We start from the raw sequence: 22,898 nt of genomic DNA on the forward strand, positions 1-22,898 counted from the left end.
TCCACTAATTTAAACGTCTAACTATTTAAGCCAGACAATTAAGATCCAATTACTTGTAACACTTGTCCGCAGAACCAAGCTGCATAGGTACCAATTGCATATCCCATAACTGCTAACAATACACCAACTGGTGCTAATGCAGGATGGAATGCCGATGCAACCACAGGGGCAGAAGCGGCACCACCGACGTTAGCTTGACTGCCAACCGCCATGTAGAACAATGGAGCCTTAATTAATTTAGCCACACTTAACATTAATATTGCATGAACTAACATCCAAATAGTGCCTAATATAAAGAATTTAGGGGACTCAAATATTTGAGTTACATCCATATGCAACCCTACGGTTGCAATTAAGATATATAAAAATGCACTACCAAATTTAGAGGCTCCAACCGCCTCAACCTTGCGTAACTTGGTAAATGATAATGCAATACCAATGGCGCTAGAAATCACTATCATCCAAAAGAATTGACTATGAAAACTATATTTATCGAAAGTTGGGTGATTCTCAATCATATAAGGTGTGATTAGATCTGAGCAAAAATGTGCAAAACCAGTTACGCCAAAACCAATGGCACAAATAAATATAATATCTTCTAGTTTTGGAATGCGGGCGTGTTTTCTTTCAAACTCTTCAACGTTAGCTCTTAATTCATTTAAAGCTGTGGTATCAGCACCCGTACGCGCATCAATTCTTTTTGCATTACTTGCAAGTAACAGTAATACCGCCATCCAAATATTAGCGACAATGACGTCCACCGTTATCATAGATGAAAATATGTTATTACCTACTTCATAAATTTCTTTCATTGCAGTTTGGTTGGCACTGCCACCAATCCAACTACCAGCAACGGTTGTCATACCTCGCCAAACGGCTTCAGGACCTGCACCATTAAGCATTTCTGGTGAGAAACTAGACATAATCAATAACGCTAATGGGCCACCAATAATAATACCTAAAGTACCGGTAAAGAATAAAATTAACGCCTTTGGCCCTAACTTTAATATCGCGGGTAAATCAACACTGATGGTTAACAAAACTATACAAGCTGGTAATAAATAGCGAGATGCAACAAAATACACTTGAGAGGTATCGCTATCGACAACATTAAAGGTATTAAGAAGTGATGGTAGGAAGTAACACATTAATACTGCTGGTACTATTTTATAGAACTTTTGCCATCCGCTATTAGCACTATTACTTGTATAAAATACAAACCCTAATATAACAGCAAGCAAGCCTAGAACTGTGGCGTCATTTGAAATCAATGGCGTCATAAATCCCTCTTTTTTATAATTATTGTTTATGAATAAGCGAACGCTTAATGAATTGTTTCCACTATATGACTTTGTTCTTCTAACTGCAATCTTATGAACATGGCCATAGGATCATTTGGGCAGGCTTTGATGAAATAATCAAAATCGTCTTTTGCCCACTTCCCGCAATCTAGTTGGTTTAATACTAAACCTCTATCTCTGCGTTCGTATGGGTCTTCAGGCAATAAATCCATGAGTGTTTCAACACAAGTTAACGCGTCTTCAAACATACCTTCATCTAACAAGGCTAATTTTTGATCGGTAATTAACGTTTTAACTAACTCTTCGTGTGGGATCTCTTTTGCGTAAGCGGCAATATCGCTGACTAAACTGCTTTTCACATCGTCATTTGAGATCAAATATTCAGTTGCACCTGATAAGGCATCCAAAATAATAAGTTCTGAACTACTAAGTCTAACAACTAACGCCATGCCTTCTTCTAATTCGGCAATAAGCGCATTGAAACCTAATTCACGTAATAAGTATCTAAATAACACAGCAAGTGTCATTTCGTTACCCGTACGGTGCATGATGCAAAATGATAGGTTGGCTAAGCTCGACTCAGGTAACTCTTGTAAACCTGGGCCGGTAACTGCTAATTCGTCAATTAAACAATCGACAGCTTGATACAGTTGTTCTTGCACAGGTTGATTTTTGTCTACAGACGCAGACAAATGCGCAACCAATTCGGCTAAATGTATATCAATATCATCAATAGCAAATTCATCTTGCCAGTTTTGCTCTAACTGAATGACTTCTCTTAGCAAATCATCGGGTTTATCAGACTCGTACAGCCAATTTGCGGACATAATAACTTCTTATATAAATTAATAACGGTGAGGTTTATCCCCAAGAGCACTTAAATGGGGGTAAATTCTAAAAATTCAATAACCGTTTTGTTAAAACTGACCTTTTGTCACTGCATAAAATGCAGCAAATATAAGACAAATAGACGAAATACTTAACATCTGTATTGCCTTCGACTTCTGCTCAGCTTTCATCGCAAGTACTGCAAATACAATATAACCCACCACAAAAATTACTTTAACGGTTAACCAGTGATCAACTAATGGGTATTGCGCAATTAAACTGGATAATACGCCGGCTGATATTAATAAAAAGGTATCAATAATATGAGGAATAATTTTAAGGGCTTTATTTAATTCGCGTCCCTTTAATTGATGCTGATAAAAACGATAATAAAACAAAATTATACTAATTAACGCCAACATAATGTGGGTATGTTTTACTGCCATATACATAATAAGGTTCTTCTTTGGTTAATATAAGATGACAACACTAATAACAATTAGTGTTGTTTAATAATGTGAAATGAGTGACAACAAAAGGGGTTAACCTTCTTGGAATTGCTCAATGATTTGTTCAATTTTATCGACCGAATTTAATAAACCTTGAACTAACTTAGGGTCAAATTTCTTACCACTTTCAGATTTAATAAACTCAATAGTTTCGTCTTTGTTCCAAGCTTTTTTATAACAACGATCATGACGTAAAGCATCATAGACGTCAGCCATAGCAACTATCCGACCATATACATGGATATCTTCACCAGATTTACCTTTAGGGTAACCCGTTCCGTCCCAGTTTTCGTGATGATCTTGCGCGATAATCGATCCCGCTTGAATCACGCTGCGGTTAGAGCCTTCTAAAATTTTAGCACCCGTTTCAGAATGGCTTTGCATGATACTCCATTCATCATCAAGCAATTGCCCTGGTTTATGTAAAATATTATCCGGAATACTGATTTTGCCCACATCATGTAAAGGGGCAGCACAACTCACTAATTCAACTTCTTTTTGGTTTAATCCATATGCTTGGGCTAACACGCCGCTGATTAAAGCAACCCGTCTAACATGGTTTCCCGTTTCATTTGAACGATTTTCTAATGCTTCGCTCAGTCTATAAACTAACTCACGTTGTGTATCTTCTAGTTCTAATTGCAATTGCACATTTTCATAAGCAATCTGTACATTTTGGGCAAATAATTCAATCAATGTTCTTTCTGTTTGACTTACCTCTTTTGGTAAACCAGACACATAAAGAATTGAGTTATTAGAAAAGCGGCTGTAACAATAAGCAACTAAATAGTCACCACGATAAACAATAGACTTAGTCGATATCGCTTCTTGAAATGCGGCTTGCAGTTCTTCGTTCACAACATCTTTAACATTCTTACCCAAACTAGATTCGAATTCACCTTGGGCGGCAATAACGGTCAAGCCATCTTTGTTTCTTAAATTTTCACAATTGACCATTAAGGTATCTGTGATATACATGGCTTTTTCGTTACCACAACCAATGACAGACGTAAGTTGTTGCATAACGCCATCAATAAACTGGTCCATTGAATGTATAGAAAAAATATCCGCCGATGCTTCAATAATTTTTGTTAAGCCTTTACGGCTATTGTCTAATGCGACTATGTCTCGGTAAGCTCTAAGGCTAGACATGATCACTGTAAATAACTTTTGAGCGGTCAGTTCTGTCTTAGATTTATAATCATTGATGTCATAATTAAGTATGACTTGCCTTTCCGGCGCTTGACCTGGTTGCCCAGTTCTTAAGATAATTCTGATTTTGTGGTTATTGGCTTCTTCACGAATAAATTGAGCTACTTGCAATCCTGCGTCATCGGTTTCCATGACAACGTCGAGTAAGATAATGGCTGCATCAGGGTTTTCGGTAATGACTTTTTTACCTTCAGCACCTGAGTAAGCACTGATGAATTCCAATTTTCTATCTTGGAAAATAAAATCACTAAGCGCTAATTTAGTTACCGCATGAACTTCCGGTTCGTCATCTACAATAATAACTTTCCAACTACCTATCGAAAAAGTTTCATCTTCTTCGCCAGTATCATTTGCAAACAAAAAATCATCATTCATTATCGTGTGTGCCCTTTCAATCTATTTGCTTACATCGGCGTCTATTGCTCAATTAAGCTCCCTTTTGTTCAAGACTACCCCAATAATTAAAAATATCCAACGGTGATACGCTCATTTGCTGATAAATCTTTAAACGTATCCACATTACTGTATCCATTTTGGCAAAAAATCGCTCTAACCTCTTTGCCTTGTGTGTTTCCATGTTCAATCATAACCAAGCCACCATCATGTAAGTATTGTTTGGCTTGTGACAGTATAATTTTAATATCGGATAAACCGCTATCCCCTGCGGTTAAAGCGGATAATGGTTCAAAGCGAACATCACCTTGTGATAAATGAGGGTCAGCCTCATCGATATATGGTGGATTGGAAACGATTAAATTAAATTTAGTATTAGGGATATTTTCAAACCAATCGCTTTGGATAACTTTACAATTATTTATTTGGTTTAATTTTGCATTTTCTTGCGCCAAAGTAACGGCTTCTGGTACAAAATCCGCAGCTATCCATTCCCACGTTTTAAGCTCAGATGCTAAAGACAATGCAATCGCTCCTGTGCCAGTACCTAAATCTAAACCTAAAAAAGGCTTATCTTTGTGCTCTTGCATTAACAACAGCGCTTGTTCAACAAGCGTTTCTGTATCTGGACGGGGGATTAACGTTGAAGGTGAAACCTTAAGATTTAATGACCAAAACTCGCGGTAGCCAACAATATGCGCAATGGGATGGCCAAGCGCTCGTTTGGCACAAACTTGCTTAAATTCTGCTAATTGAGCTTCATCTAGGGTTTTATCAGGCCAAGTAAATAGATATGTGCGATTACAGTCTAAGACATGGCACATTAGTAACTCAGCATCTAACTTGGCTGTGTCGGATAGTTCATTAAAGGAGCAAGTGGCATCATGTAGCTGCCACTTAATTTGACTTGAGTTATCCATTTCTACCTAATCTATTGCGCCTGAGCATTTTCACCGATAAATAGTTTCATCGTTGTTATCAAACTTGGCCTTAGTTAACGCATTGTCCTAATGACCAAGGTTAATATTAATCTTCTGACATTGAAGCTAATAAGTCAGCTTGATATTCCGTCATTAACGGGTGAAGAACACAGTCTAAATCACCTTCCATGATCTCATTCAACTTATACAAAGTTAAGTTGATCCTATGTTCTGACATTCTTCCTTGTGGGAAGTTATAAGTTCTCACTCGCTCTGAACGATCACCACTGGCCACTAAGTTACGACGCATGCTGGTTTCTTCAGCATTACGTTTTTCATCTTCCGCGGCTTGCATACGAGCGCTTAACACGGACATAGCTTTCGCTTTATTCTTATGCTGTGAACGCTCATCCTGACATTCAACCACAATGCCCGTTGGTAAATGAGTAATACGTACCGCAGAATCCGTTTTATTTACGTGCTGACCACCCGCACCTGATGCACGATAGGTATCTATTTTTAAATCCGCTGGATTGATATCAATTGCTTCAGCTTCTGGAACTTCTGGCATAACAACCACAGTACAAGCCGATGTATGAACTCGGCCTTGAGACTCAGTGTCTGGTACACGTTGAACGCGGTGACCGCCTGACTCAAACTTCATCGTTCCATAAACATCATCACCGGTTATATGGGCAACCATTTCTTTAAAACCACCATGATCACCTTCGTTACAGGTCATGACTTCAATTTTCCATTTCTTGGACTCAGCATATCGGCTGTACATGCGGAATAAGTCACCAGCAAATATGGCAGCTTCATCACCACCGGCACCTGCTCTTATTTCTAAGAAACAGTTGTTACCGTCGTTCGGATCTTTTGGCAACATTAATACTTGTAATTCTTGGTCTAAACGAGCGATAGCCGCTTTTGAAGATTTATATTCTTCTTGGGCCATCTCACGCATCTCTGCGTCGTCTTCATCCATCATTAACTTGGCTTCTTCGAAGTCTTCTTCAGCGCCTTGGTATTGCTTAAACGTAACCGTGATGGCTTCTAAATCGGAGTACTCTTTAGATAATGCACGGAATTTATCTTGGTCTGAAATAATTTGTGGTTCGCTTAATAACGCTTCAACTTCTTCACGGCGTTCAATAAGCGTTTCTAATTTGCTTCTAATTGAGTCTTTCATCGGATCCCTAATACGGCTTTTATTGCGGTTAATTCCTGCATGTTTTGTTTTTCTGCTGCATCTTTTAAGGCAGAAGTTGGCGCATGAATTAATTTATTTGTTAATTTATTTGCTAGCTCTTTTAATATTTGTTCTACGTCGTTACCCGCTTGTAATTGATTTATCGCTCTATCTAGCAGTTCATCTTTTATCGCCAAGCTTTGCTCACGATAATCACGGATCAAATCCACAGACTCCAAAGAGTTTAGCCAATCATCAAATATATTGGCTTTCTGTTGTATTATTTCTTCGGCATCAACGGCGGCTTCGGTTCTTGCTTGCATGTTTTTAGCGACAATTTCTTGTAAATCGTCAACGGTATATAAATAAGCATCGTCGAGCTCAGCAACTTGAGACTCAATGTCTCTTGGTACGGCCAAATCAACTAAAAACATAGGTCTGTGTTTTCGTCGTTTTAATACATTCTCAACCATACCTTTACCAATGATAGGCAAAGTACTGGCAGTTGAACTTATCACAACATCGGCTTCTAACATTTGAGCCGGAATTTGCCCTATGGTGCAAGTTTTAGCGGAAAACTGTTCAGCCACTAATTTAGCATTGCTCAAGGTTCTATTTGCGACAACTATGTCTTTAGCACCTTGCTCAAAAATGTGTTTCGCCACCAATTCGATGGTTTCGCCCGCACCGACTAATAACACTTTTTTATTATCAAAACTGCCAAATACTTGTTTGGCTAAAGTCACCGCTGCAAATGCAACCGAAACGGCATTCACCGCAATGTCTGTTTCAGTTCTGACTTTTTTAGCGACTGAAAATACTTGTTGGAACATACGTTCAAAATAAGTCTTAACGGTACCCACTGATTTAGCTTGTTGATAGGCCTGTTTAACTTGACCTAATATTTGAGGCTCACCCAACACCATTGAGTCCAGTCCACTTGCCACACGCATTAAATGTGTTGTAGCTGAAACGTCCCTTTGAATGTATAAGTGTTGATCAAGCTCTTGTTCGGGTACTAAATGAAAGTCAGCTAACCAAGATGTTAAGATTTGAGAATTGGTTGCATCGCCAAAACAGTAGATTTCAGTACGGTTGCATGTTGATAAAATCACGGCCTCATCACATAAACCATCGGCGATAACCGACTGCAATGCTTCAGATAATCGTTCTGGTGTAAACGCTAGGCGCTCACGTAACTCTACTGACGCTGTTTTGTGATTTATACCTAATGCAAGAACCGTCATAAAATGGCTGAATTTAAACCCCTTTGGAGAAAGGCGGCAATTCTACGAAAAAGCAGAGGTTTTTAAAAGCCTTAACATGGTTTATCACAATAGAAATTATTAACTAAGAATTGATTTTCATTTTTTATCTGGGAAAATGGCCCTACTAAACTTGCAAGATTGGATTATATGAAACCTTTTCAAACCATTTTTTTACGCGTCTCAATCTTGTTGCTTGCCTTATTTCTAAGTGCATGTAGCACATTAAATCAGTTTCAAACCGCACCAAAAGAATTGCCGCTTGATATCAAAAAACTAGATTTTTGGACTGTCAGAGGTAAAGTCTTAATAAAAACCGAGACCGAAAACCTATCCGGATATTTTTATTGGCAAAAACAACAAGACTCGGTTCAATTTTCGTTAAACACTTTTATTGGCACTAATATTCTTACCTTAACCACAAAAAACAACCTATCAACCTTAGAAGTGGACGGTAAGGTTTATAAAGATAGAAGCGCAAGTCGTTTGATACGGCGCACCACTGGAATCCAATTACCGCTAGAAAAGTTAGAACTATGGATACGGGGTCAATTAGCAGGTAAAGAAAAAAGCATTATTAAAAATGGCAATCAAATAAAACAATTTGACTATACCGGCACAAAACAAAAGTGGCAGGTTAAGTATTCAAAATACCAACAACAGAAAATATATACCTTGCCAATGTTAATAAATTTAACCACCAAAGGGACTAAATTAAAATTATCCGTTTCTAATTGGGAGTTTAATTAAGTGCCAATTAACACACTAAAACTTACTTCCCCTGCAAAACTTAACCTTTTTTTGCATATCAATGGCCAGCTAGAAAACGGTTATCATGAATTACAGTCTTTATTTCATTTCCTAGACAAAGGCGATGAATTAACGTTTGAGCGCACCAACGACGGTATTGTCACTTTGGAATGTAATTTATCTGAGTTGGTGACTGAGCAGAACTTAATAATCAAAGCGGCAAATGCACTTAAGGCGAGAGTACCTCAAGCACAAGATGGCGTTAAAATTAATTTACAAAAAGTATTACCAATGGGCGGCGGTGTTGGTGGTGGGTCATCAAATGCGGCTACTACATTATTGGCATTAAACGAATTATGGTCATTAAATTTAGCGCACTCTGAATTAGAAGTGATTGGAAAATCCCTTGGCGCTGATGTGCCTATTTTCGTACGAGGCCGATCATCAATTGCAGAAGGTATTGGGGAAAAATTAACTGACTACCCTATTGATGAAAAATGGTATTTAGTACTCACCCCACAGGTTCATGTAAATACAGCGCTTTTATTTAGCAGTACTGAATTACCAAGAAATACTAAAAAAATAGACTTATGTAACATTAATTACACAGGTTTAACGCCTGAACATAAAAATGACTTTGAAACTTTAGTCTATAAAAACTATCCAGACGTTGCCAAAGCGATAGACTGGTTGTTAGAATACGCGCCAGCCAGATTAACTGGAACTGGTGCTTGTGTATTTTCAGTTTTTGAAAGTAAACAAGAAGCTGAATCAATTTTTAATAGATTGCCTGCGGATCTGTCTGGTTTTATTGCACAAGGTTGTAATATTTCTGTCACACATCAACAACTACGTGAGCAATTAAGCTAGAAATAAAGCCATACTTATACTTTATTTCTTAAACACTTAACGAAGCTATAGGATAACTCTGTGCCTGATATAAAGCTCTTCGCTGGAAACGCTACCCCAGAACTTGCTGAAATCGTCTGCAATCGTCTTGATTTAAAACTTGGAAATGCAACTGTTGGCCGTTTTAGCGACGGTGAAATAAGTGTACAAGTTCATGACAATGTTCGTGGTTCTGACGTATTTATTATTCAATCTACTTGTGCTCCATGTAATGACAATCTAATGGAATTGATTGTTATGGTTGACGCATTACGTAGAGCATCCGCTGGTAGAATCACAGCGGTTATTCCTTACTTTGGTTACGCTAGACAAGATCGTCGTGTACGTTCTGCTCGTGTTCCTATTACTGCAAAGGTTGTTGCAGACTTTTTATCAAGTGTTGGTGTTGACCGTGTGTTGACAGTTGATTTACATGCAGAGCAAATTCAAGGTTTCTTTGATGTTCCTGTAGATAATGTATTCGGCAGCCCAATTCTAGTCGAAGACATGCGAAGCCAAGGTTTTGATGTTGCAGATGATGTTGTTGTTGTTTCACCAGACATTGGTGGTGTAGTTAGAGCAAGAGCAATTGCAAAACTACTTGATGATAAAGACTTAGCTATTATCGACAAACGTCGCCCACAAGCTAACGTAGCGCAAGTTATGCACATCATTGGTGATATTGAAGGTCGTGATTGTATTATTGTTGACGATATGATCGATACTGGCGGTACTTTATGTAAAGCCGCTGAAGCACTTAAACAACATGGTGCTAAACGTGTATTTGCTTATGCAACACATCCAATATTCTCTGGTAATGCGGTTGAGAATCTTAAAAACTCAGTAATTGATGAAGTCATCGTTACCGACTCAATTCCATTAAAAGCAGAAATTGCTGCATTACCTAATGTGCGTCAATTAACTTTAGGTAACATGTTAGCTGAAGCAATTCGTCGTCTAAGTAACGAAGAGTCAATCTCAGCGATGTTTGATCACTAAACAAAGTAATCTTTGTCGCAGTGTAAAAAATCCGTCTTATCATAGACGGATTTTTTTATACCTATTTTTCATGTTTCATAACACAGTTTGGTGGTCGGCTCTGGGTTGGAGCATAAAAAAACCTCAGTATTTACTGAGGTTTAATGAATCTTTTCATTTTACAATCAACCGGTTATTTAACTGGCAATTCAATAGATTCAAACATTCTGTCCACTTCTTCTTGATTGCGTAACAAACATGCACGTTCCACCACATCTCGAGTAAGGTGCGGAGCAAAACGTTCAATAAAGTCATACATATAAGTACGTAAGAAGTTACCTTTTCTGAACCCAATTTTAGTCGTGGATTTTTGGAAAATATGGCTGGCATCAATCGCAACTAAATCAGAATCTAAGTCATCCATTGCCATGGTCGCAACCACGCCAACACCAACCCCCATTCTTACGTATGTTTTAATAACGTCTGCGTCCGTTGCCGTAAAGACTATTTTAGGTTCTAACCCTTTATCATTAAAGGCGCGGTCAAGTTCAGAACGGCCTGTAAATCCAAACACATACGTGACTAAAGGAAACTGAGCTATATCTTCAATCGTTAATGCACCACTGCGTTTTGCAAGTGGATGATCTTTTTTGACCACTACCGAACGATTCCAATGATAACAAGGCAACATCACTAATTCGTTGTATAAATGCAGCGCTTCAGTAGCAATGGCAAAATCAGCTTCACCACGGGCAGCCGCATCACTAATTTGTGATGGCGTACCTTGATGCATATGCAAAGACACTTTAGGAAAACGTTCCATAAATCCTTTGATCACGCCTGGTAATGCATATCTTGCTTGGGTATGGGTTGTGGCAACATTTAATTTACCTTGGTCAGGTAAGGTATGTTCCTTCGCAACAGATTTTATTCCATCAACCTTACTTAGGATATCGTGCGCAATGGCAATTATTTCTTTGCCAGCCGGAGTAACATGCGTTAAATGTTTTCCGCTACGACCAAAAATTTGAATGCCTAGTTCATCTTCTAACATTCTAACTTGTTTACTAATTCCAGGCTGTGACGTATATAAATTTTCGGCGGTCGCTGATACATTTAAATTGTTATTTTCCACCTCAACAATATAACGTAATTGTTGTAACTTCATTAATCTGTTCCGAGCAGTTTTTGTTATACTAAAAATATATACATTTCGGCACATTTATTCCATAAAATTTTTAAATAGTTTCATATTTATTCAAAAAATGCATAAATAGTGTTTAATAAAGCAGTTTTCTATAACATTACTACCTCTTTCTATATAAACGGAGACATAAAAATGGAACGTCCTGTTATTGATTTTTCTACTGTACTTGCTTCATCTGCTCACGATATGAAAAATGGGCTTTGTTTATTAATCCAATTAATAGAACAACTCAGTAGCAAAATGCGCTTAAACAACATGGATGAAGCGGAAGAATTAGCTCAAATTCATTATGAAGCTTCTCGGTTAAATACCAATTTATTGCAGATGTTAGCCATGTACCGTGCTGAGAAAAACGTATTGCCGTTAAATGTAGATGATTATTACTTAGACGAAACCCTTGATGACCTTGTCGCGAATAACAGTCTTTATATAGAAAACAAAAAGTTATCTATTAATTTTGACGTAGAAGATGAATTATCTTGGTACTTTGACCAAGACTTAGTTTCTAACCTGTTAAACGATATCTTCGTTAATGCCATGCGTTATTGTAAATCGTCAATTTTAATTAGTGCAAAAACAGTCAATGACCAATTACATGTTTCCATCGCCGACGACGGTAACGGTTACCCAGAACATATGTTGCAATCGTCCATAACCACACCACAAGATATTGAATTAAATATTAGTCGAACAGGTTTAGGATTATATTTTGCACAGTTAATTGCCGCTACACACGAACAAGATGGCACTTGTGGTTACATTAAGTTAGAAAATGGCGGTCCGCTAAATGGCAGTGTATTTACTTTAGTACTACCCTAATCCATTTATTTTGTTTACTATTATTAATAGTTACTGAATTTATTTGATTTATAGGTACCGTCTTTAATCAAATAGTTATTTGTATTTATTTGGAGTTATCAATGGCGATAATCATCGCATTAATTATCGGTCTTGTGATCATTGCCGTAATAGCAAACCTGTTACAGCAACATAAAGAAAAACAAGATGCCGATAGACGTCAAGAAATGACCAAATACAAAACCATTATTGAAGAAACTGAATTAATGATCGCCAATGATTCTAGTGTCCCAATCACCCGTAATGGTTTTATTATTTTATATCGTAGAGTTTTAAATTCATTGAAAAAAATGAATGAGTTAACCCCTGGCAATAAAGATATACATGCCCGCATAAAAGACTGTACTGGAAAAATCGAAGCCGGTGAATTTCACACTATTGAAGCCGAGTCGATGCACTTACCAGAAAATGAAAAAGCATTAATAGCGTTAATTCAGGGAATTAAAAAGTACCGTATCATTTTGCGTTCAGAACATAGTAAAGGCACATTATCTGCCGCAATCTTCTTAGAAGAAGATAAAAAGATTGAACATTTACAGTTAAGAATTAATGTTGAGTCACAAATGCGCAGAGGGAATACCGCGAGATCAAATGGTATGACAGGCTCAGCAAGACAGTATTATGAAAAAGCGTTAGCAACACTCGACGCGCAAACCTACACAAGTGAATATATTGTGGCCGCTAGAGAAAAAACCGCGCAAATCCTTACTGAGATTGCTTCTGAGCTAAGTGCATCGAAGGCTGAAAAAGCAACAAAAACAGAAAGTGAAGATAATTTAGATGCCCTGTTTGCGCCGAAGAAAAAATGGTAATGGTCAGTTAATAACATAAAGCAGGCAAGCCCTGCTTTTTTTATGCAAGTTAATAACGTAATTAAAGAGTTATGGCACAATTGCAAATTGAACAATGGCGACAACCGCAACAAAAGTTGATCAATCAGTTTTATAAAACACATCAACAAAATGTAAGCTGCCATCGGGCGGATGATATTTATTTTATGCGCGATACTGAGTCTGAAAACGACACTATTGTAGCCGTGACCTTTATAAGAAAATTAACCACGTCTTCTGAACACTTACATCTATTACGCAGCCTTTTTGTTAGCCCAACATTCCGTAACAAAGGTCTCGCTAAACAACTGATACAATATATTTTACAAGACCAACACGTCCCTTTAACGGTTATCTGTGAGCCCAAATTAACCGCGCTATATCTGAGTGTTGGTTTTACCCTAAGTGATGCATCCGATTGTTCAGATTCAGACTATCTCACTAAATTTATAAAACAAAATTACCACATACTAAAATACAACCACGGTTCTAATACATGAACTTACGTCGTTTAATCTAAAGGTTTATTCGATTTGTATGATGTATCAATTCTATCTGATAACAATGAGAGAGAAAGTGCTGAGTGACCTTATTAGAAATAAACAACAATCGTGGAAGATTTAACAAGGAAAATTAAAAAATAAAGCCGCGTTAACGGCCTTATTTATTCTTTATAAAATGCTTATTGAGTTTTAAAGAGTATGAAAACCTTTATTCGTCCACTCCATCATGCCTCCATTTACCGAAAACACGCTGTTAAATCCCATAGACTGTAACGACGCGGCAGCTAATGCTGAACGAGCACCAGAACGGCAAATTAAATAAATATCAAACTTATTCATTTCATCTAATGGTGATTCTGCATCTTTAAATTCTGGATGCATCTGTAATTTCATTTCTAACACCCCACGAGGAAAGTTTACCGCACCAGCGATATGGCTTTCTTTAAACTCTTCAGGCTCTCTCACATCGATTAATACGATGTCATTAGCTAAATGTGTGGCTAAATCATCAACGGTGACTTCTGTGATTTGGCTTTTCACGTTTTGCACTATTTCTGCGGCGGATTTAATCATTTGTACCTCTAAATTCAATATTTATTAGAAAACATACACGTTAATTTAAACGAGTATTATGTAAAAATCTTATCAATTAATATAAAACTGGCAATTAATATTAAAAAACAGCCAAACAATTTGGTTAATAATTTTTGATTAATAAATTGTTGTAACCAAAGGCCTATATACGAACCCACAATACCAATCACTCCAATAACAATTAACATGGACCATTGTATTTGGCTAAAGAGTTCCATTGAATGTTCGTGATAAGAGATCAATCCCATAGTGGATTGTAAAAAGATGATAACAACACTGGTTGAGACGGCTTTGTTGATCGATAGGTTAGACAATAAAACAAGCGCTGGAACAATAAGAAAGCCACCGCCCACGCCAATAAAACCAGTAACTAAGCCAACCAAAAGACCAATAACAATCAATATTAAATTATGAACCGGTACCCCTTGTTTATTAACATCCATCGTCAGCATTTTCACTGCAGCTACAAACATTAACGTAACAAATACAATAATTTGAATTTCAGATTCAACACTCGACCCCCAATAAGCACCAGCATAACTTCCAACTAGGCCGGGGAAAGCAAAATAGAATAAATGGCTCTTACTTACCCCACTTTTGAACCATTGCGGGATAGCAGTAAAAAAAGAAATGATAGCCACTACGAATAATGAACCAATGACGGCGGACTTCTCGTCATAACCGAGTAAGTAAATTAGTGTCGGTAAGGTTAAGATAGCACCACCAGAGCCAAATACTCCTAAAGATAAGCCTATGACAATGGCGCTAATTACGGTCAGTTCAAACAAATTATTCTCAATAAGAGTTAACAAACTTGGTGCTTATTATATTAGCGTTTACTTATGTACTTGTCATCGCTTGTTTTGAAATAACTTGATAAAACTTTTTACTGCAGTAATTCATGCCCTTCTGGCAATTGCCTTGCTATCCAAAGTGCTAACTTGTGTTTCATGTTGGGTTGATCTTCTTTATCCAAGGCAAGGGGTTGAATGAGCTTGTCATTCACTAATAAACGATAAAGACTTTCTATTTTCTGTTTAGCCGAATTGGTTGCTGCAAACCCTTTATAACCTCGGTTCATAGCATACTTTTCGCCGACAATAATGGCTTTCTTTAATAACGCCGCTTCGTTTTTTATTTTTTTCATCGTTTACCTAACTCTATGATCGTCCTTTATAATTTACCTATCATTACACAGTTAATGCGTTGAGTATTTACTTATATAGACATTATCAAAGGCAAGTCGTTAAATTATTTTTTTACTTTAGCCGATGAATTAGAAGATGCCCTTGAAACCACAGGTTGGAATGTCGTGTTAAATCGAACTTTTGAACGTATTGGTGTTAACGGCCACTCACGCTTTTTTGCGGTAATAATACAAACACTGCCTACCTTGGGAAGGTATTTTCTAATCAGTTTTTGTAACCAATTTTCAGTGTCCTTTTTACTCAGAAAAGTAGAATAACAGCAATATTCTTGCTCTATGATTTCAAAACCTAATAACACCAGCCAATCTTTAATTCGCGGAATAGAAAACAATCTGGCATTCCACAACGGTGATTGTGTTTTAAAAGGCCATAACTTATTAACAATAAAGAGTGAAAAAGGATTAAATACCGACATGACCAAGTTGCCGTTTGGCATTAAAACTCTGTGTATTTCTCTTAATACTTGATGCGGATCACTGGCGAATTCAAGTTCATGATTCATCAGCACAACATCAACAGAATTGGAAAGAAAAGGTAATTGGTCAAACTCAGCAAATACCCCTAACAAATGAGGTTTAACGAATGATGGGGCAAGATTAATTTGATGTTTGATTAAACACGACTTGGTATCTAAAGCATTGGTTAAATGACCAAGTTTTACTAAATGGTGTCCAAAACTTAATTTTAGTCTACGTCTTATTATGTCATTCTGAATATGCTTTAATTCTTTACCAGTGGGAATTTGCTCCCACTGAGATAGTGATTCAGTCCAAGTATAAGTTAATGCAGGTTTCATTAAACACTCTCACTATAAACAACTAAAAAATTACTAATCAAACACTAACACTAATTCACAATAGTATAGGCTTTTTATGTACCAAGTTATCGCCATTCCAGCATTTTCTGACAATTACCTTTGGGCGATTGTGAATCAAGAAGGATATTGTGCCATTGTTGATCCGGGCGATGCCAGCCCCGTTATTGATTTTTTACAAACACATAATTACACCTTAACTGATATCTTACTCACTCATCATCATCCCGATCATATAGGTGGCGTTGATACCTTATTAAAAACCTATAACAATATTAACGTTTACGGGCCAAGCACAGAACGGTTCCCTATGGTCAATAAACCATGCAAAGACAATGACCAAATTACTCTACCCCAATTAAATATTGCCTTAACCGTCATGGAAGTGCCGGGTCATACCATCGATCACATTTGTTACTTTGATCAACTGAGTCTATTTGTTGGCGACACGCTTTTTTCCGCTGGTTGTGGCCGTTTATTCGAAGGTAGCCCTGAACAAATGCACCAATCATTAACCCGTATATCGGCTTTGGATAAACACACCATTGTGTATTGTGCACATGAATACACCCTAGCCAATCTAAAATTTGCCTTAACAGTTAATGCAGAAAACCAAGACTTAATTGCCTATAACAATAGCGCGACACAATTACGATCGGAAAATATCGCCACTATTCCAACGGTATTATCAACTCAATTAGACATAAATCCATTTTTAAGAAGCTTTGATCCTGCGATAAAACAAGCCGTTATCAAACACTTTAACCTAAAGGACTCGATAACTGACGTTGAGTGTTTTACCTATTTAAGGAAGTGGAAAGACAAGTTTTAAAGTCAACTTCAATCGTAGCCATTGTTTAATTATTAAGTTACTATCTTCAGGTCTTTATGGCTCAAGGTTTTCACCTGTATATCAAAACCACATGAGTCACCTTTTTACTTAAAATAATCTGTGTATATATGATAAAACTAAAAACGCTGTCACTAAAAAAAACAATCATTCAAATTTCATTTTTAACGATTCTATCAGGCTGTAGTGCTGTTCAGTCAGGCAAGTCAGAACAAACTGAAATTGTTTCAACCCCAACTAATTTAGCCGTACCAGAAGATGTCGTAGATGCACTTACTTTATCCGCATTGATTGAAGGCAATGAACCTATGGACTTAGAGCCAGAGGTGATTGTATTTGAAGATGTTTGGAAGCGTATTGAAAGCCAATTAAGTATCGACATCCCGCAAAACCGCCAAGTGGTTACCGAACGAAATTGGTATGCCAAACACCCAAGTTACTTCAAACGTATTGCCGCACGTGCTGAACCTTTTTTGTTTTTCATTGTTGAAGAAATTGAAAAACGCCAAATGCCAATTGAACTGGCGTTATTACCTATCGTAGAAAGTGCTTTTGACCCATTCGCCTACTCTCATGGTCGTGCATCGGGTTTATGGCAGTTTGTGCCAGGCACAGGCAACCGTTTCAAATTAAAACAATCTTGGTGGTATGACGGACGTCGTGATGTTGTTGCGGCAACTAAAGCCGCACTGGATTACCTATCTTTCTTACATAAAACCTTAGATGGTGATTGGTTAAATGCTATCGCCGCTTATAACTCAGGTGAAGGTCGAGTTTTAAGAGCAATTAAACGTAATCGTAAAAAACATTTACCTACGGATTTTTGGTCATTAGATTTACCTAAAGAAACCACCAGTTATGTACCTAAATTATTAGCATTATCTGACTTATTAAAACGCCATCAAGAGTTTGAGATCAGTTGGACACCAATTAAAAATCAACCGCATATTCAAGTTGTTGATGCCAAAGGCCAGATAGACTTAGCTAAAGCGGCACAACTTGCTGAACTAGAGTTAAACGAATTACACAGATTAAATCCAGGTTATAACCAATGGGCCACGGATCCTAAAGGACCACATAAGTTTGTAGTGCCTGTTGAAAAAGTTGACATCTTCAAGCAAAACTTGGCTGAATTACCTAAAAACGAACGTATGTCATGGCAGCGTTATGTGGTGAAATCAGGTGATACTTTAGGTGGCATTGCAGAAAAATTTAATACGTCATTAAGTGTGTTAATTGATGTAAATGACATTAAAAGTAACATCATTAGAGTGAACCAAGCGTTATTGATCCCAACATCAACCAAAGCACTTGATGAATACAGCTTAACGGCTGACAATCGTTTAACAAAAACACAAAATAAAAAACGTGGTTCTACCAAAATAAAACACTCGGTTAAATCTGGCGATACCATGTGGGATATTAGCCGCGAATACGACGTCAACATTCGTAGCCTGGCTAAATGGAACGGCATAGCGCCTACGGATCCAATCATGCCGGGTCAAGAACTGGTTATTTGGAAAAACCAAACTACAAAACACCAAGCTGAAAGTGCAGTGATGCGTGCCATTACCTACAAGGTAAGAAACGGTGACTCATTAGCCAGAATCGCACAAAAGTTCAAAGTCAAAGTAGTCGACATCGCAAAATGGAATCAATTGGATTTAAAGAAATACATTAGACCTGGCCAGTCGTTAAAATTATATGTAGACGTTACAAGAACTTAGTTTAAATATCGTCTATATTTATCAACATAAACTTAATTACACGAAGAGTTAATCGATGTTAAAAACTATTTCACGTTTGGTATTTATCACTACGTTATTGTTAACAAGTGTACCTAGTTTTGCTGACTTTAGTTTAGACGGTAAACTTAAACTCACTTTCCCTTCTGGGGCGGTGAAAGAAGTAGACTTTCCTTTGTCTTATAGCCATAAAGATTTTGATCATACCTTTGTTGTTGGTAGTCAATCCTTTGCGGTATCTGGTCAACCGGAAAGTTATTCTTTTGCGGTGCTATTAAAAAGTAATAATTACGTATGGATACAAGAGTTCTCTAAGGATCAATTTAAAAGTTTCACGCTGACTTTAGGTGAGCATAATTTTAGCCTAAAAAAACAAGTGTTAAATAAACCCGTCAAAGGCGATTATATTTTAACTATTGATGGCAAAGATTATTTCTTTCAGCATACCTTAGCTCAAATTAACTTCAAATTTGATGACGATGGCATTACTGAAATATCGGTAGATGGCCTAGTTGCAAGCTTAGGTATTAATACCAGTAAAGACCCTTGTGATGAATTTGAAGAAGACTCTGACGAGAAAAAAGAGTGTGAATTTAATAAGTAATTAATACAGATTTTATTAACACAAAAAAAGCCGAACTATCGGCTTTTTTTGTGGCTGTTTGTGGAAGTACTCTGTTGTTTATTCACCATCTTCGCCATTAACAATATCCGCAATGCGTTGTAAGCGTTGTGCGGCAATACCATTAACCGAATCTCTTGGGTAGCGCCCTCTTGAAGATAAAACCCCAGCCTGTTTGTCGGTTAAGATAGTTAATGCGTCATCCACTTCATCGACGGCGTAGATGTGAAACTGGCCAGCTTCGACTGCATTGATCACTTCCGTCGATAACACTAAATTGATGCAGTTGGTTTTAGGGATAATTACGCCCTGCTCTCCGGTTAACTTTCTGGCTAAACACAGTTTAAAAAAGCCTTCGATTTTTTCATTCACTCCACCAATAGATTGCACTTGTCCATGTTGGTTAATGGAACCCGTGATTGCGATAGATTGATTTAGTGGAATGTGAGTAATGGCAGAAATTAATGCACAAACTTCACCCAAACTTGCGCTATCACCATCTATATGACCATAACTTTGCTCAAGTGCTATATTGGCAGAAAAACACAAACTAAAGTCTTGAGCGTATTTACTGCCCAAATAACCACTAAGTAACATTACTCCTTTGGAGTGAATGGCTTTACCAAGTTCAACTTCACGTTCAATATCAACCACGCCATTTGAACCTGCATACACAGTGGCTGAAATACGTGCGGGAGTACCAAATACCGTATCGCCTATTTCTAACACGGTTAATCCATTTAACTTGCCTACTTGATAACCACAGGTATCAATCAGTATTTGTCCTTCTTGGATATCTTCCAAAAACGACTCACTAATTTGCCCAGTACGATACTGTTTACCTTCTAATGATTTGATCACATGATTTTGGTGGATCTCTGTGTCACCATCACGTTTAGCGTAAAATTGAGACTCGCTTAATAACTCTAATACATCGGCAAAACGGGCAGATAATTTGTGCTGGTGTGACGCTTGTCTAAAACTAAATTTAAATAATTCTTCTACCGCATCGGCGGATATTTCTAAATGATGTTCAGAGGCATACTGTTTTATTTTTTGCACAAAACCAAATTGCACTTTGTCGTTTAACGGTATGAAATGTTCAAAGTCCGCCAATACCCTAAACAGTTCGTTAAACTCGTTGTCATATTCTTGCATTAAGTAATACAACTCACGACTGCCCATTAAAATTACTTTTATATCCATTGGGATTGCTTGCGGCGTTAAACTCGAGGCATTAACAATATTGGCTTCGCCTGTAGGGGTTTCCATCTTTATTTCTTGGCTTTTTAACGCCAACTTTAAAGACTCCCAAACCGCAGGTTGTTGCATTAATTTATCGGCTTCAATCAACAAATAACCACCATTGGCTTTGTGCAAAGCCCCTGCGCGTATCATTCTGTAACTGGTATACACAGAACCTTGCACTGAACTGTATTCAATACGGCCAAATATATTCTGAAATGAAGGGTTAGGTTCGTAAACAATTGGGGCGCCATCACCGCTGGTACGCACATTTAATACATTGGGAATAAGTTGATCTTCAAGGACTTGTCTAACGTCTACATCTTCTTTGTTTTTTTCTTCGTCCGCTTCATCGGCTAGCCATTCTTGTACTAACTCAACTAACGTATCGTGCATCTCTTTAAAGTATCTAATAACCCCTATGTCAGCCGCATAAGTATGCTCTAAGTCTTTTAATAACGGACGCAGCGCATTTTCTATGGTCTCTTTACTTAATTTACGTTGTTTCTCCGACGCTTCACGTTTCCATTGTGGTAGCTCTAATAGTTTTTCATTTAAGAATACTTCCAAGTCAGAAATCCGTACATAAAACTGCTGGCGTTGTTCTTCTTTTAATTGGGAAAACTCTGCATCGGTTAAAGGCTTGCCTTGAACCACAGGAGCAAAACTAACAACCCCCGTTTCTTCAAATAAAACCAACCCATTTTCTAATGCCTTTGATTCAACCTGTTCTAACGCTTTTTCGTATTTGTCATTAAATTCGCGCTCAATAACACGTTTTTTTCTTTGAAAAGACGGATTGTCAAAAACCGATGGAAAGGTATCCAATAAATCATCAATAAAGGATTCTATTTTAGCAATAAATTGTTTGCCTTCCCCTGCTGCTAAACGGATATAGTTTGGGGTACGAGTATCGTCAAAGTTATTTACATAACACCATTCATGTGGCGTGCTTTTAATCTTAGCCACTTGTTTTAAATGGTTATCTATTAAGGTGTGACGGCCTGTAGCAGGCTCTCCCATGACAAATAAATTATAACCTGTCATGTTCATATCTAAACCAAACTCTAAGGCATGCTGCGCCCTTTCTTGGCCAATAAAATTAATATTGGTGTCTACCTCTGACTCCATCAATTTTTTAATCGTTTCTGAATTAAGAGTTGGGCCTAGAAGATCATGACTAAGGCGAAATGCTTTATTTAATTCCATGGTAATAGAGATACATATCCAAATGGTAGGTTAATAACCTTAGTCTATATTGAATTGTCTAAAAACGCATTGGTTTCAAATTAACTTTGTTAAACAATCCGCACAAAAATGCATATTTAATCTAAAACTAACAATCGTTTACAGAGAATGTTATAAAACGAGATACAAGGTTTATATTTTAATGGGAACAATAAATATGGTTAATCTTAAAAATTTCTTATGCGTAACGTTACTGCTTATCACTTCAACCGTAACGGCCAATGACAACACCACCAAAGAGCTAGATGTATTCTGGCAACAGCTGTCTGAAACCGTCACTAACGGTGATTTTGAACAATACAGCGCCGGATATCATGAAGATGCAATTTTAGTCAGTGGCTTTAGTAAAAACAGTTACTCAATTAAACAGGCACTCGCTCGCTGGAAACAAGGTTTTGACGACACAAAAAATGGAAAGATGAAAGCCAGTGTAAAGTTTGTCTGGACTAAACGATTTGTTAGTGACAATACCGCCCATGAAACCGGCATGTTCAAATACAGCACCACAGATGATGAAGGTATAACTGAAGATTTTATCGCCCACTTAACGACCCTATCCGTTAAAAAGAACGGTAAATGGTTGATCATGATGGAAAATCAAAAATCCAAAGCAACTCAACAAGAATGGGATGCGGCTCAGTAAACGTAAAAGCCAATTATAAGCAGGAAGAATGGCGTCGCCACTAGTTGTAAGGAAAAGAAAAGTACGAGAAGCGAGATACGAAAAAAACTCAGTTTCTCGTTAATAATATAGCTATTAATTAAGCAAAGCTTGATGCAATACAAAAAGTAAGAACAACAGCTTAGTTTTAAAGTGGGTGTCCCTTTGACCCTGTAACAGATTCTGTGTAACTGCCAGGTTTTAAATAACATCTTTTAATCGGTCTTCGAATTCAATCATAAAACGATTCAAGGCCGATTTCCAATTCCTTATTGGC

23 protein-coding genes are annotated in these 22,898 nt (G+C 37.4%); 10 read left to right on the plus strand and 13 right to left on the minus strand.

Annotated elements, in window-relative coordinates; all coding sequences use genetic code 11:
• Window positions 1–38: 38 nt before the first annotated feature.
• The 7 genes from KO505_RS13505 to hemA all read right to left on the minus strand — a co-directional run bounded on the left by KO505_RS13505 (window position 39) and on the right by hemA (window position 7,602).
• Entirely contained in the window at window positions 39–1,280 is a 1,242-nt protein-coding gene (locus tag KO505_RS13505; protein ID WP_216055957.1) for a DUF819 domain-containing protein, read from the minus strand.
• Window positions 1,281–1,324: 44 nt separating this feature from the next.
• Window positions 1,325–2,128: a tetratricopeptide repeat protein gene (locus tag KO505_RS13510; RefSeq protein ID WP_216055958.1), complete on the minus strand. Its 804-nt coding sequence runs from the start codon at window positions 2,126–2,128 to the stop codon at window positions 1,325–1,327.
• Window positions 2,129–2,218: 90 nt separating this feature from the next.
• The gene (locus KO505_RS13515; RefSeq protein WP_216055959.1) at window positions 2,219–2,575 is read right to left on the minus strand and encodes a SirB2 family protein; all 357 of its coding nucleotides are present in this window, start codon (window positions 2,573–2,575) and stop codon (window positions 2,219–2,221) included.
• 96 nt (window positions 2,576–2,671) lie between these two features.
• Window positions 2,672–4,225 carry a DUF3369 domain-containing protein gene (locus KO505_RS13520; protein WP_216055960.1) on the minus strand — a complete coding sequence of 518 codons (1,554 nt, stop codon included), beginning with the start codon at window positions 4,223–4,225 and terminating at the stop codon, window positions 2,672–2,674.
• Between the two features lie 86 nt (window positions 4,226–4,311).
• Window positions 4,312–5,163: a peptide chain release factor N(5)-glutamine methyltransferase gene (gene prmC / locus KO505_RS13525; RefSeq protein WP_216055961.1), complete on the minus strand. Its 852-nt coding sequence runs from the start codon at window positions 5,161–5,163 to the stop codon at window positions 4,312–4,314.
• 106 nt (window positions 5,164–5,269) lie between these two features.
• Window positions 5,270–6,355: a peptide chain release factor 1 gene (gene prfA, locus KO505_RS13530; RefSeq protein ID WP_216055962.1), complete on the minus strand. Its 1,086-nt coding sequence runs from the start codon at window positions 6,353–6,355 to the stop codon at window positions 5,270–5,272.
• Window positions 6,352–7,602, minus strand: coding sequence for a glutamyl-tRNA reductase (hemA, locus tag KO505_RS13535; protein WP_216055963.1), 1,251 nt, complete (start codon window positions 7,600–7,602; stop codon window positions 6,352–6,354). The genes prfA and hemA overlap by 4 nt, the downstream gene beginning before the upstream one ends.
• Before the next feature lie 168 nt (window positions 7,603–7,770).
• Here hemA and lolB point away from each other — a divergent pair, with 168 nt between their 5' ends.
• The 3 genes from lolB to KO505_RS13550 are packed head-to-tail and all read left to right on the plus strand — an operon-like array spanning window position 7,771 to window position 10,257.
• Window positions 7,771–8,370 (plus strand): lipoprotein insertase outer membrane protein LolB, encoded by a 600-nt coding sequence (gene lolB / locus KO505_RS13540; RefSeq protein ID WP_216055964.1) that lies wholly within the window; start codon window positions 7,771–7,773, stop codon window positions 8,368–8,370.
• Window positions 8,371–9,240 (plus strand): 4-(cytidine 5'-diphospho)-2-C-methyl-D-erythritol kinase, encoded by an 870-nt coding sequence (gene ispE / locus KO505_RS13545; protein ID WP_371820002.1) that lies wholly within the window; start codon window positions 8,371–8,373, stop codon window positions 9,238–9,240. It begins immediately after the preceding gene.
• 60 nt (window positions 9,241–9,300) lie between these two features.
• On the plus strand, window positions 9,301–10,257 hold the full coding sequence (locus KO505_RS13550) for a ribose-phosphate pyrophosphokinase (protein WP_216055965.1): 957 nt from the start codon (window positions 9,301–9,303) through the stop codon (window positions 10,255–10,257).
• Window positions 10,258–10,429: 172 nt separating this feature from the next.
• Here the strand turns inward: KO505_RS13550 and cysB are convergent, their stop codons facing one another.
• On the minus strand, window positions 10,430–11,404 hold the full coding sequence (cysB, locus tag KO505_RS13555; protein ID WP_216055967.1) for an HTH-type transcriptional regulator CysB: 975 nt from the start codon (window positions 11,402–11,404) through the stop codon (window positions 10,430–10,432).
• 171 nt (window positions 11,405–11,575) lie between these two features.
• Here cysB and KO505_RS13560 point away from each other — a divergent pair, with 171 nt between their 5' ends.
• From KO505_RS13560 to KO505_RS13570, 3 genes are all read left to right on the plus strand, one after another.
• Window positions 11,576–12,262 carry a sensor histidine kinase KdpD gene (locus tag KO505_RS13560; RefSeq protein WP_216055968.1) on the plus strand — a complete coding sequence of 229 codons (687 nt, stop codon included), beginning with the start codon at window positions 11,576–11,578 and terminating at the stop codon, window positions 12,260–12,262.
• 101 nt (window positions 12,263–12,363) lie between these two features.
• Complete coding sequence (locus KO505_RS13565) at window positions 12,364–13,113, plus strand: hypothetical protein (protein WP_216055969.1); 750 nt, start codon at window positions 12,364–12,366, stop codon at window positions 13,111–13,113.
• A 71-nt stretch (window positions 13,114–13,184) separates the two neighbouring features.
• Window positions 13,185–13,631: a GNAT family N-acetyltransferase gene (locus KO505_RS13570; protein ID WP_216055970.1), complete on the plus strand. Its 447-nt coding sequence runs from the start codon at window positions 13,185–13,187 to the stop codon at window positions 13,629–13,631.
• A 192-nt stretch (window positions 13,632–13,823) separates the two neighbouring features.
• On the opposite strand, the gene KO505_RS13575 is transcribed toward KO505_RS13570, so the two are convergent.
• The 4 genes from KO505_RS13575 to KO505_RS13590 form a co-directional block, all read right to left on the minus strand.
• The gene (locus tag KO505_RS13575; protein WP_252731789.1) at window positions 13,824–14,207 is read right to left on the minus strand and encodes a rhodanese-like domain-containing protein; all 384 of its coding nucleotides are present in this window, start codon (window positions 14,205–14,207) and stop codon (window positions 13,824–13,826) included.
• 56 nt (window positions 14,208–14,263) lie between these two features.
• Window positions 14,264–15,016 (minus strand): sulfite exporter TauE/SafE family protein, encoded by a 753-nt coding sequence (locus KO505_RS13580; protein WP_216055971.1) that lies wholly within the window; start codon window positions 15,014–15,016, stop codon window positions 14,264–14,266.
• Between the two features lie 98 nt (window positions 15,017–15,114).
• Complete coding sequence (locus tag KO505_RS13585; protein WP_216055972.1) at window positions 15,115–15,375, minus strand: DUF5062 family protein; 261 nt, start codon at window positions 15,373–15,375, stop codon at window positions 15,115–15,117.
• Between the two features lie 104 nt (window positions 15,376–15,479).
• A complete protein-coding gene (locus KO505_RS13590; RefSeq protein WP_216055973.1) occupies window positions 15,480–16,232 on the minus strand; it encodes a class I SAM-dependent methyltransferase in 753 nt (250 codons plus the stop codon).
• Between the two features lie 76 nt (window positions 16,233–16,308).
• Between KO505_RS13590 and gloB the strand changes: the two genes are divergently transcribed.
• The 3 genes from gloB (at window position 16,309) to KO505_RS13605 (ending at window position 19,449) form a co-directional block, all read left to right on the plus strand.
• Window positions 16,309–17,082 carry a hydroxyacylglutathione hydrolase gene (gene gloB / locus KO505_RS13595; RefSeq protein ID WP_216055974.1) on the plus strand — a complete coding sequence of 258 codons (774 nt, stop codon included), beginning with the start codon at window positions 16,309–16,311 and terminating at the stop codon, window positions 17,080–17,082.
• A gap of 128 nt (window positions 17,083–17,210) precedes the next feature.
• On the plus strand, window positions 17,211–18,827 hold the full coding sequence (locus tag KO505_RS13600) for a LysM peptidoglycan-binding domain-containing protein (RefSeq protein WP_216055976.1): 1,617 nt from the start codon (window positions 17,211–17,213) through the stop codon (window positions 18,825–18,827).
• A 55-nt stretch (window positions 18,828–18,882) separates the two neighbouring features.
• Window positions 18,883–19,449: a hypothetical protein gene (locus tag KO505_RS13605; protein WP_216055977.1), complete on the plus strand. Its 567-nt coding sequence runs from the start codon at window positions 18,883–18,885 to the stop codon at window positions 19,447–19,449.
• Window positions 19,450–19,527: 78 nt separating this feature from the next.
• Here KO505_RS13605 and KO505_RS13610 read toward each other — a convergent pair whose 3' ends face one another.
• Window positions 19,528–21,921, minus strand: a complete 2,394-nt coding sequence (locus KO505_RS13610; protein ID WP_216055978.1) for a Lon protease family protein — start codon at window positions 21,919–21,921, stop codon at window positions 19,528–19,530.
• Window positions 21,922–22,117: 196 nt separating this feature from the next.
• On the opposite strand from KO505_RS13610, the gene KO505_RS13615 reads away from it, so the two are divergent.
• Window positions 22,118–22,603, plus strand: coding sequence for a DUF4440 domain-containing protein (locus tag KO505_RS13615; RefSeq protein WP_216055979.1), 486 nt, complete (start codon window positions 22,118–22,120; stop codon window positions 22,601–22,603).
• Window positions 22,604–22,898 lie beyond the last annotated feature (295 nt).

This window comes from Psychrosphaera sp. F3M07 (genome assembly GCF_018860345.1).
GTDB classification, from domain to species: domain Bacteria; phylum Pseudomonadota; class Gammaproteobacteria; order Enterobacterales; family Alteromonadaceae; genus Psychrosphaera; species Psychrosphaera aquimarina.

Excerpts from the sequence above, each read along its gene's own strand:
- hemA (WP_216055963.1), bottom strand. The coding sequence starts at position 7,602 with ATGACGGTTCTTGCATTAGGTATAAATCACAAAACAGCGTCAGTAGAG.
- KO505_RS13590 (WP_216055973.1), bottom strand. The coding sequence starts at position 16,232 with ATGAAACCTGCATTAACTTATACTTGGACTGAATCACTATCTCAGTGG.
- KO505_RS13570 (WP_216055970.1), top strand. The coding sequence starts at position 13,185 with ATGGCACAATTGCAAATTGAACAATGGCGACAACCGCAACAAAAGTTG.
- lolB (WP_216055964.1), top strand. The coding sequence starts at position 7,771 with ATGAAACCTTTTCAAACCATTTTTTTACGCGTCTCAATCTTGTTGCTT.
- KO505_RS13515 (WP_216055959.1), bottom strand. The coding sequence starts at position 2,575 with ATGGCAGTAAAACATACCCACATTATGTTGGCGTTAATTAGTATAATT.
- KO505_RS13610 (WP_216055978.1), bottom strand. The coding sequence starts at position 21,921 with ATGGAATTAAATAAAGCATTTCGCCTTAGTCATGATCTTCTAGGCCCA.
- KO505_RS13560 (WP_216055968.1), top strand. The coding sequence starts at position 11,576 with ATGGAACGTCCTGTTATTGATTTTTCTACTGTACTTGCTTCATCTGCT.
- prmC (WP_216055961.1), bottom strand. The coding sequence starts at position 5,163 with ATGGATAACTCAAGTCAAATTAAGTGGCAGCTACATGATGCCACTTGC.
- KO505_RS13575 (WP_252731789.1), bottom strand. The coding sequence starts at position 14,207 with ATGATTAAATCCGCCGCAGAAATAGTGCAAAACGTGAAAAGCCAAATC.
- KO505_RS13520 (WP_216055960.1), bottom strand. The coding sequence starts at position 4,225 with ATGAATGATGATTTTTTGTTTGCAAATGATACTGGCGAAGAAGATGAA.
- KO505_RS13585 (WP_216055972.1), bottom strand. The coding sequence starts at position 15,375 with ATGAAAAAAATAAAAAACGAAGCGGCGTTATTAAAGAAAGCCATTATT.
- KO505_RS13615 (WP_216055979.1), top strand. The coding sequence starts at position 22,118 with ATGGTTAATCTTAAAAATTTCTTATGCGTAACGTTACTGCTTATCACT.
- KO505_RS13510 (WP_216055958.1), bottom strand. The coding sequence starts at position 2,128 with ATGTCCGCAAATTGGCTGTACGAGTCTGATAAACCCGATGATTTGCTA.
- KO505_RS13600 (WP_216055976.1), top strand. The coding sequence starts at position 17,211 with ATGATAAAACTAAAAACGCTGTCACTAAAAAAAACAATCATTCAAATT.
- gloB (WP_216055974.1), top strand. The coding sequence starts at position 16,309 with ATGTACCAAGTTATCGCCATTCCAGCATTTTCTGACAATTACCTTTGG.
- KO505_RS13605 (WP_216055977.1), top strand. The coding sequence starts at position 18,883 with ATGTTAAAAACTATTTCACGTTTGGTATTTATCACTACGTTATTGTTA.
- cysB (WP_216055967.1), bottom strand. The coding sequence starts at position 11,404 with ATGAAGTTACAACAATTACGTTATATTGTTGAGGTGGAAAATAACAAT.
- KO505_RS13505 (WP_216055957.1), bottom strand. The coding sequence starts at position 1,280 with ATGACGCCATTGATTTCAAATGACGCCACAGTTCTAGGCTTGCTTGCT.
- KO505_RS13565 (WP_216055969.1), top strand. The coding sequence starts at position 12,364 with ATGGCGATAATCATCGCATTAATTATCGGTCTTGTGATCATTGCCGTA.
- prfA (WP_216055962.1), bottom strand. The coding sequence starts at position 6,355 with ATGAAAGACTCAATTAGAAGCAAATTAGAAACGCTTATTGAACGCCGT.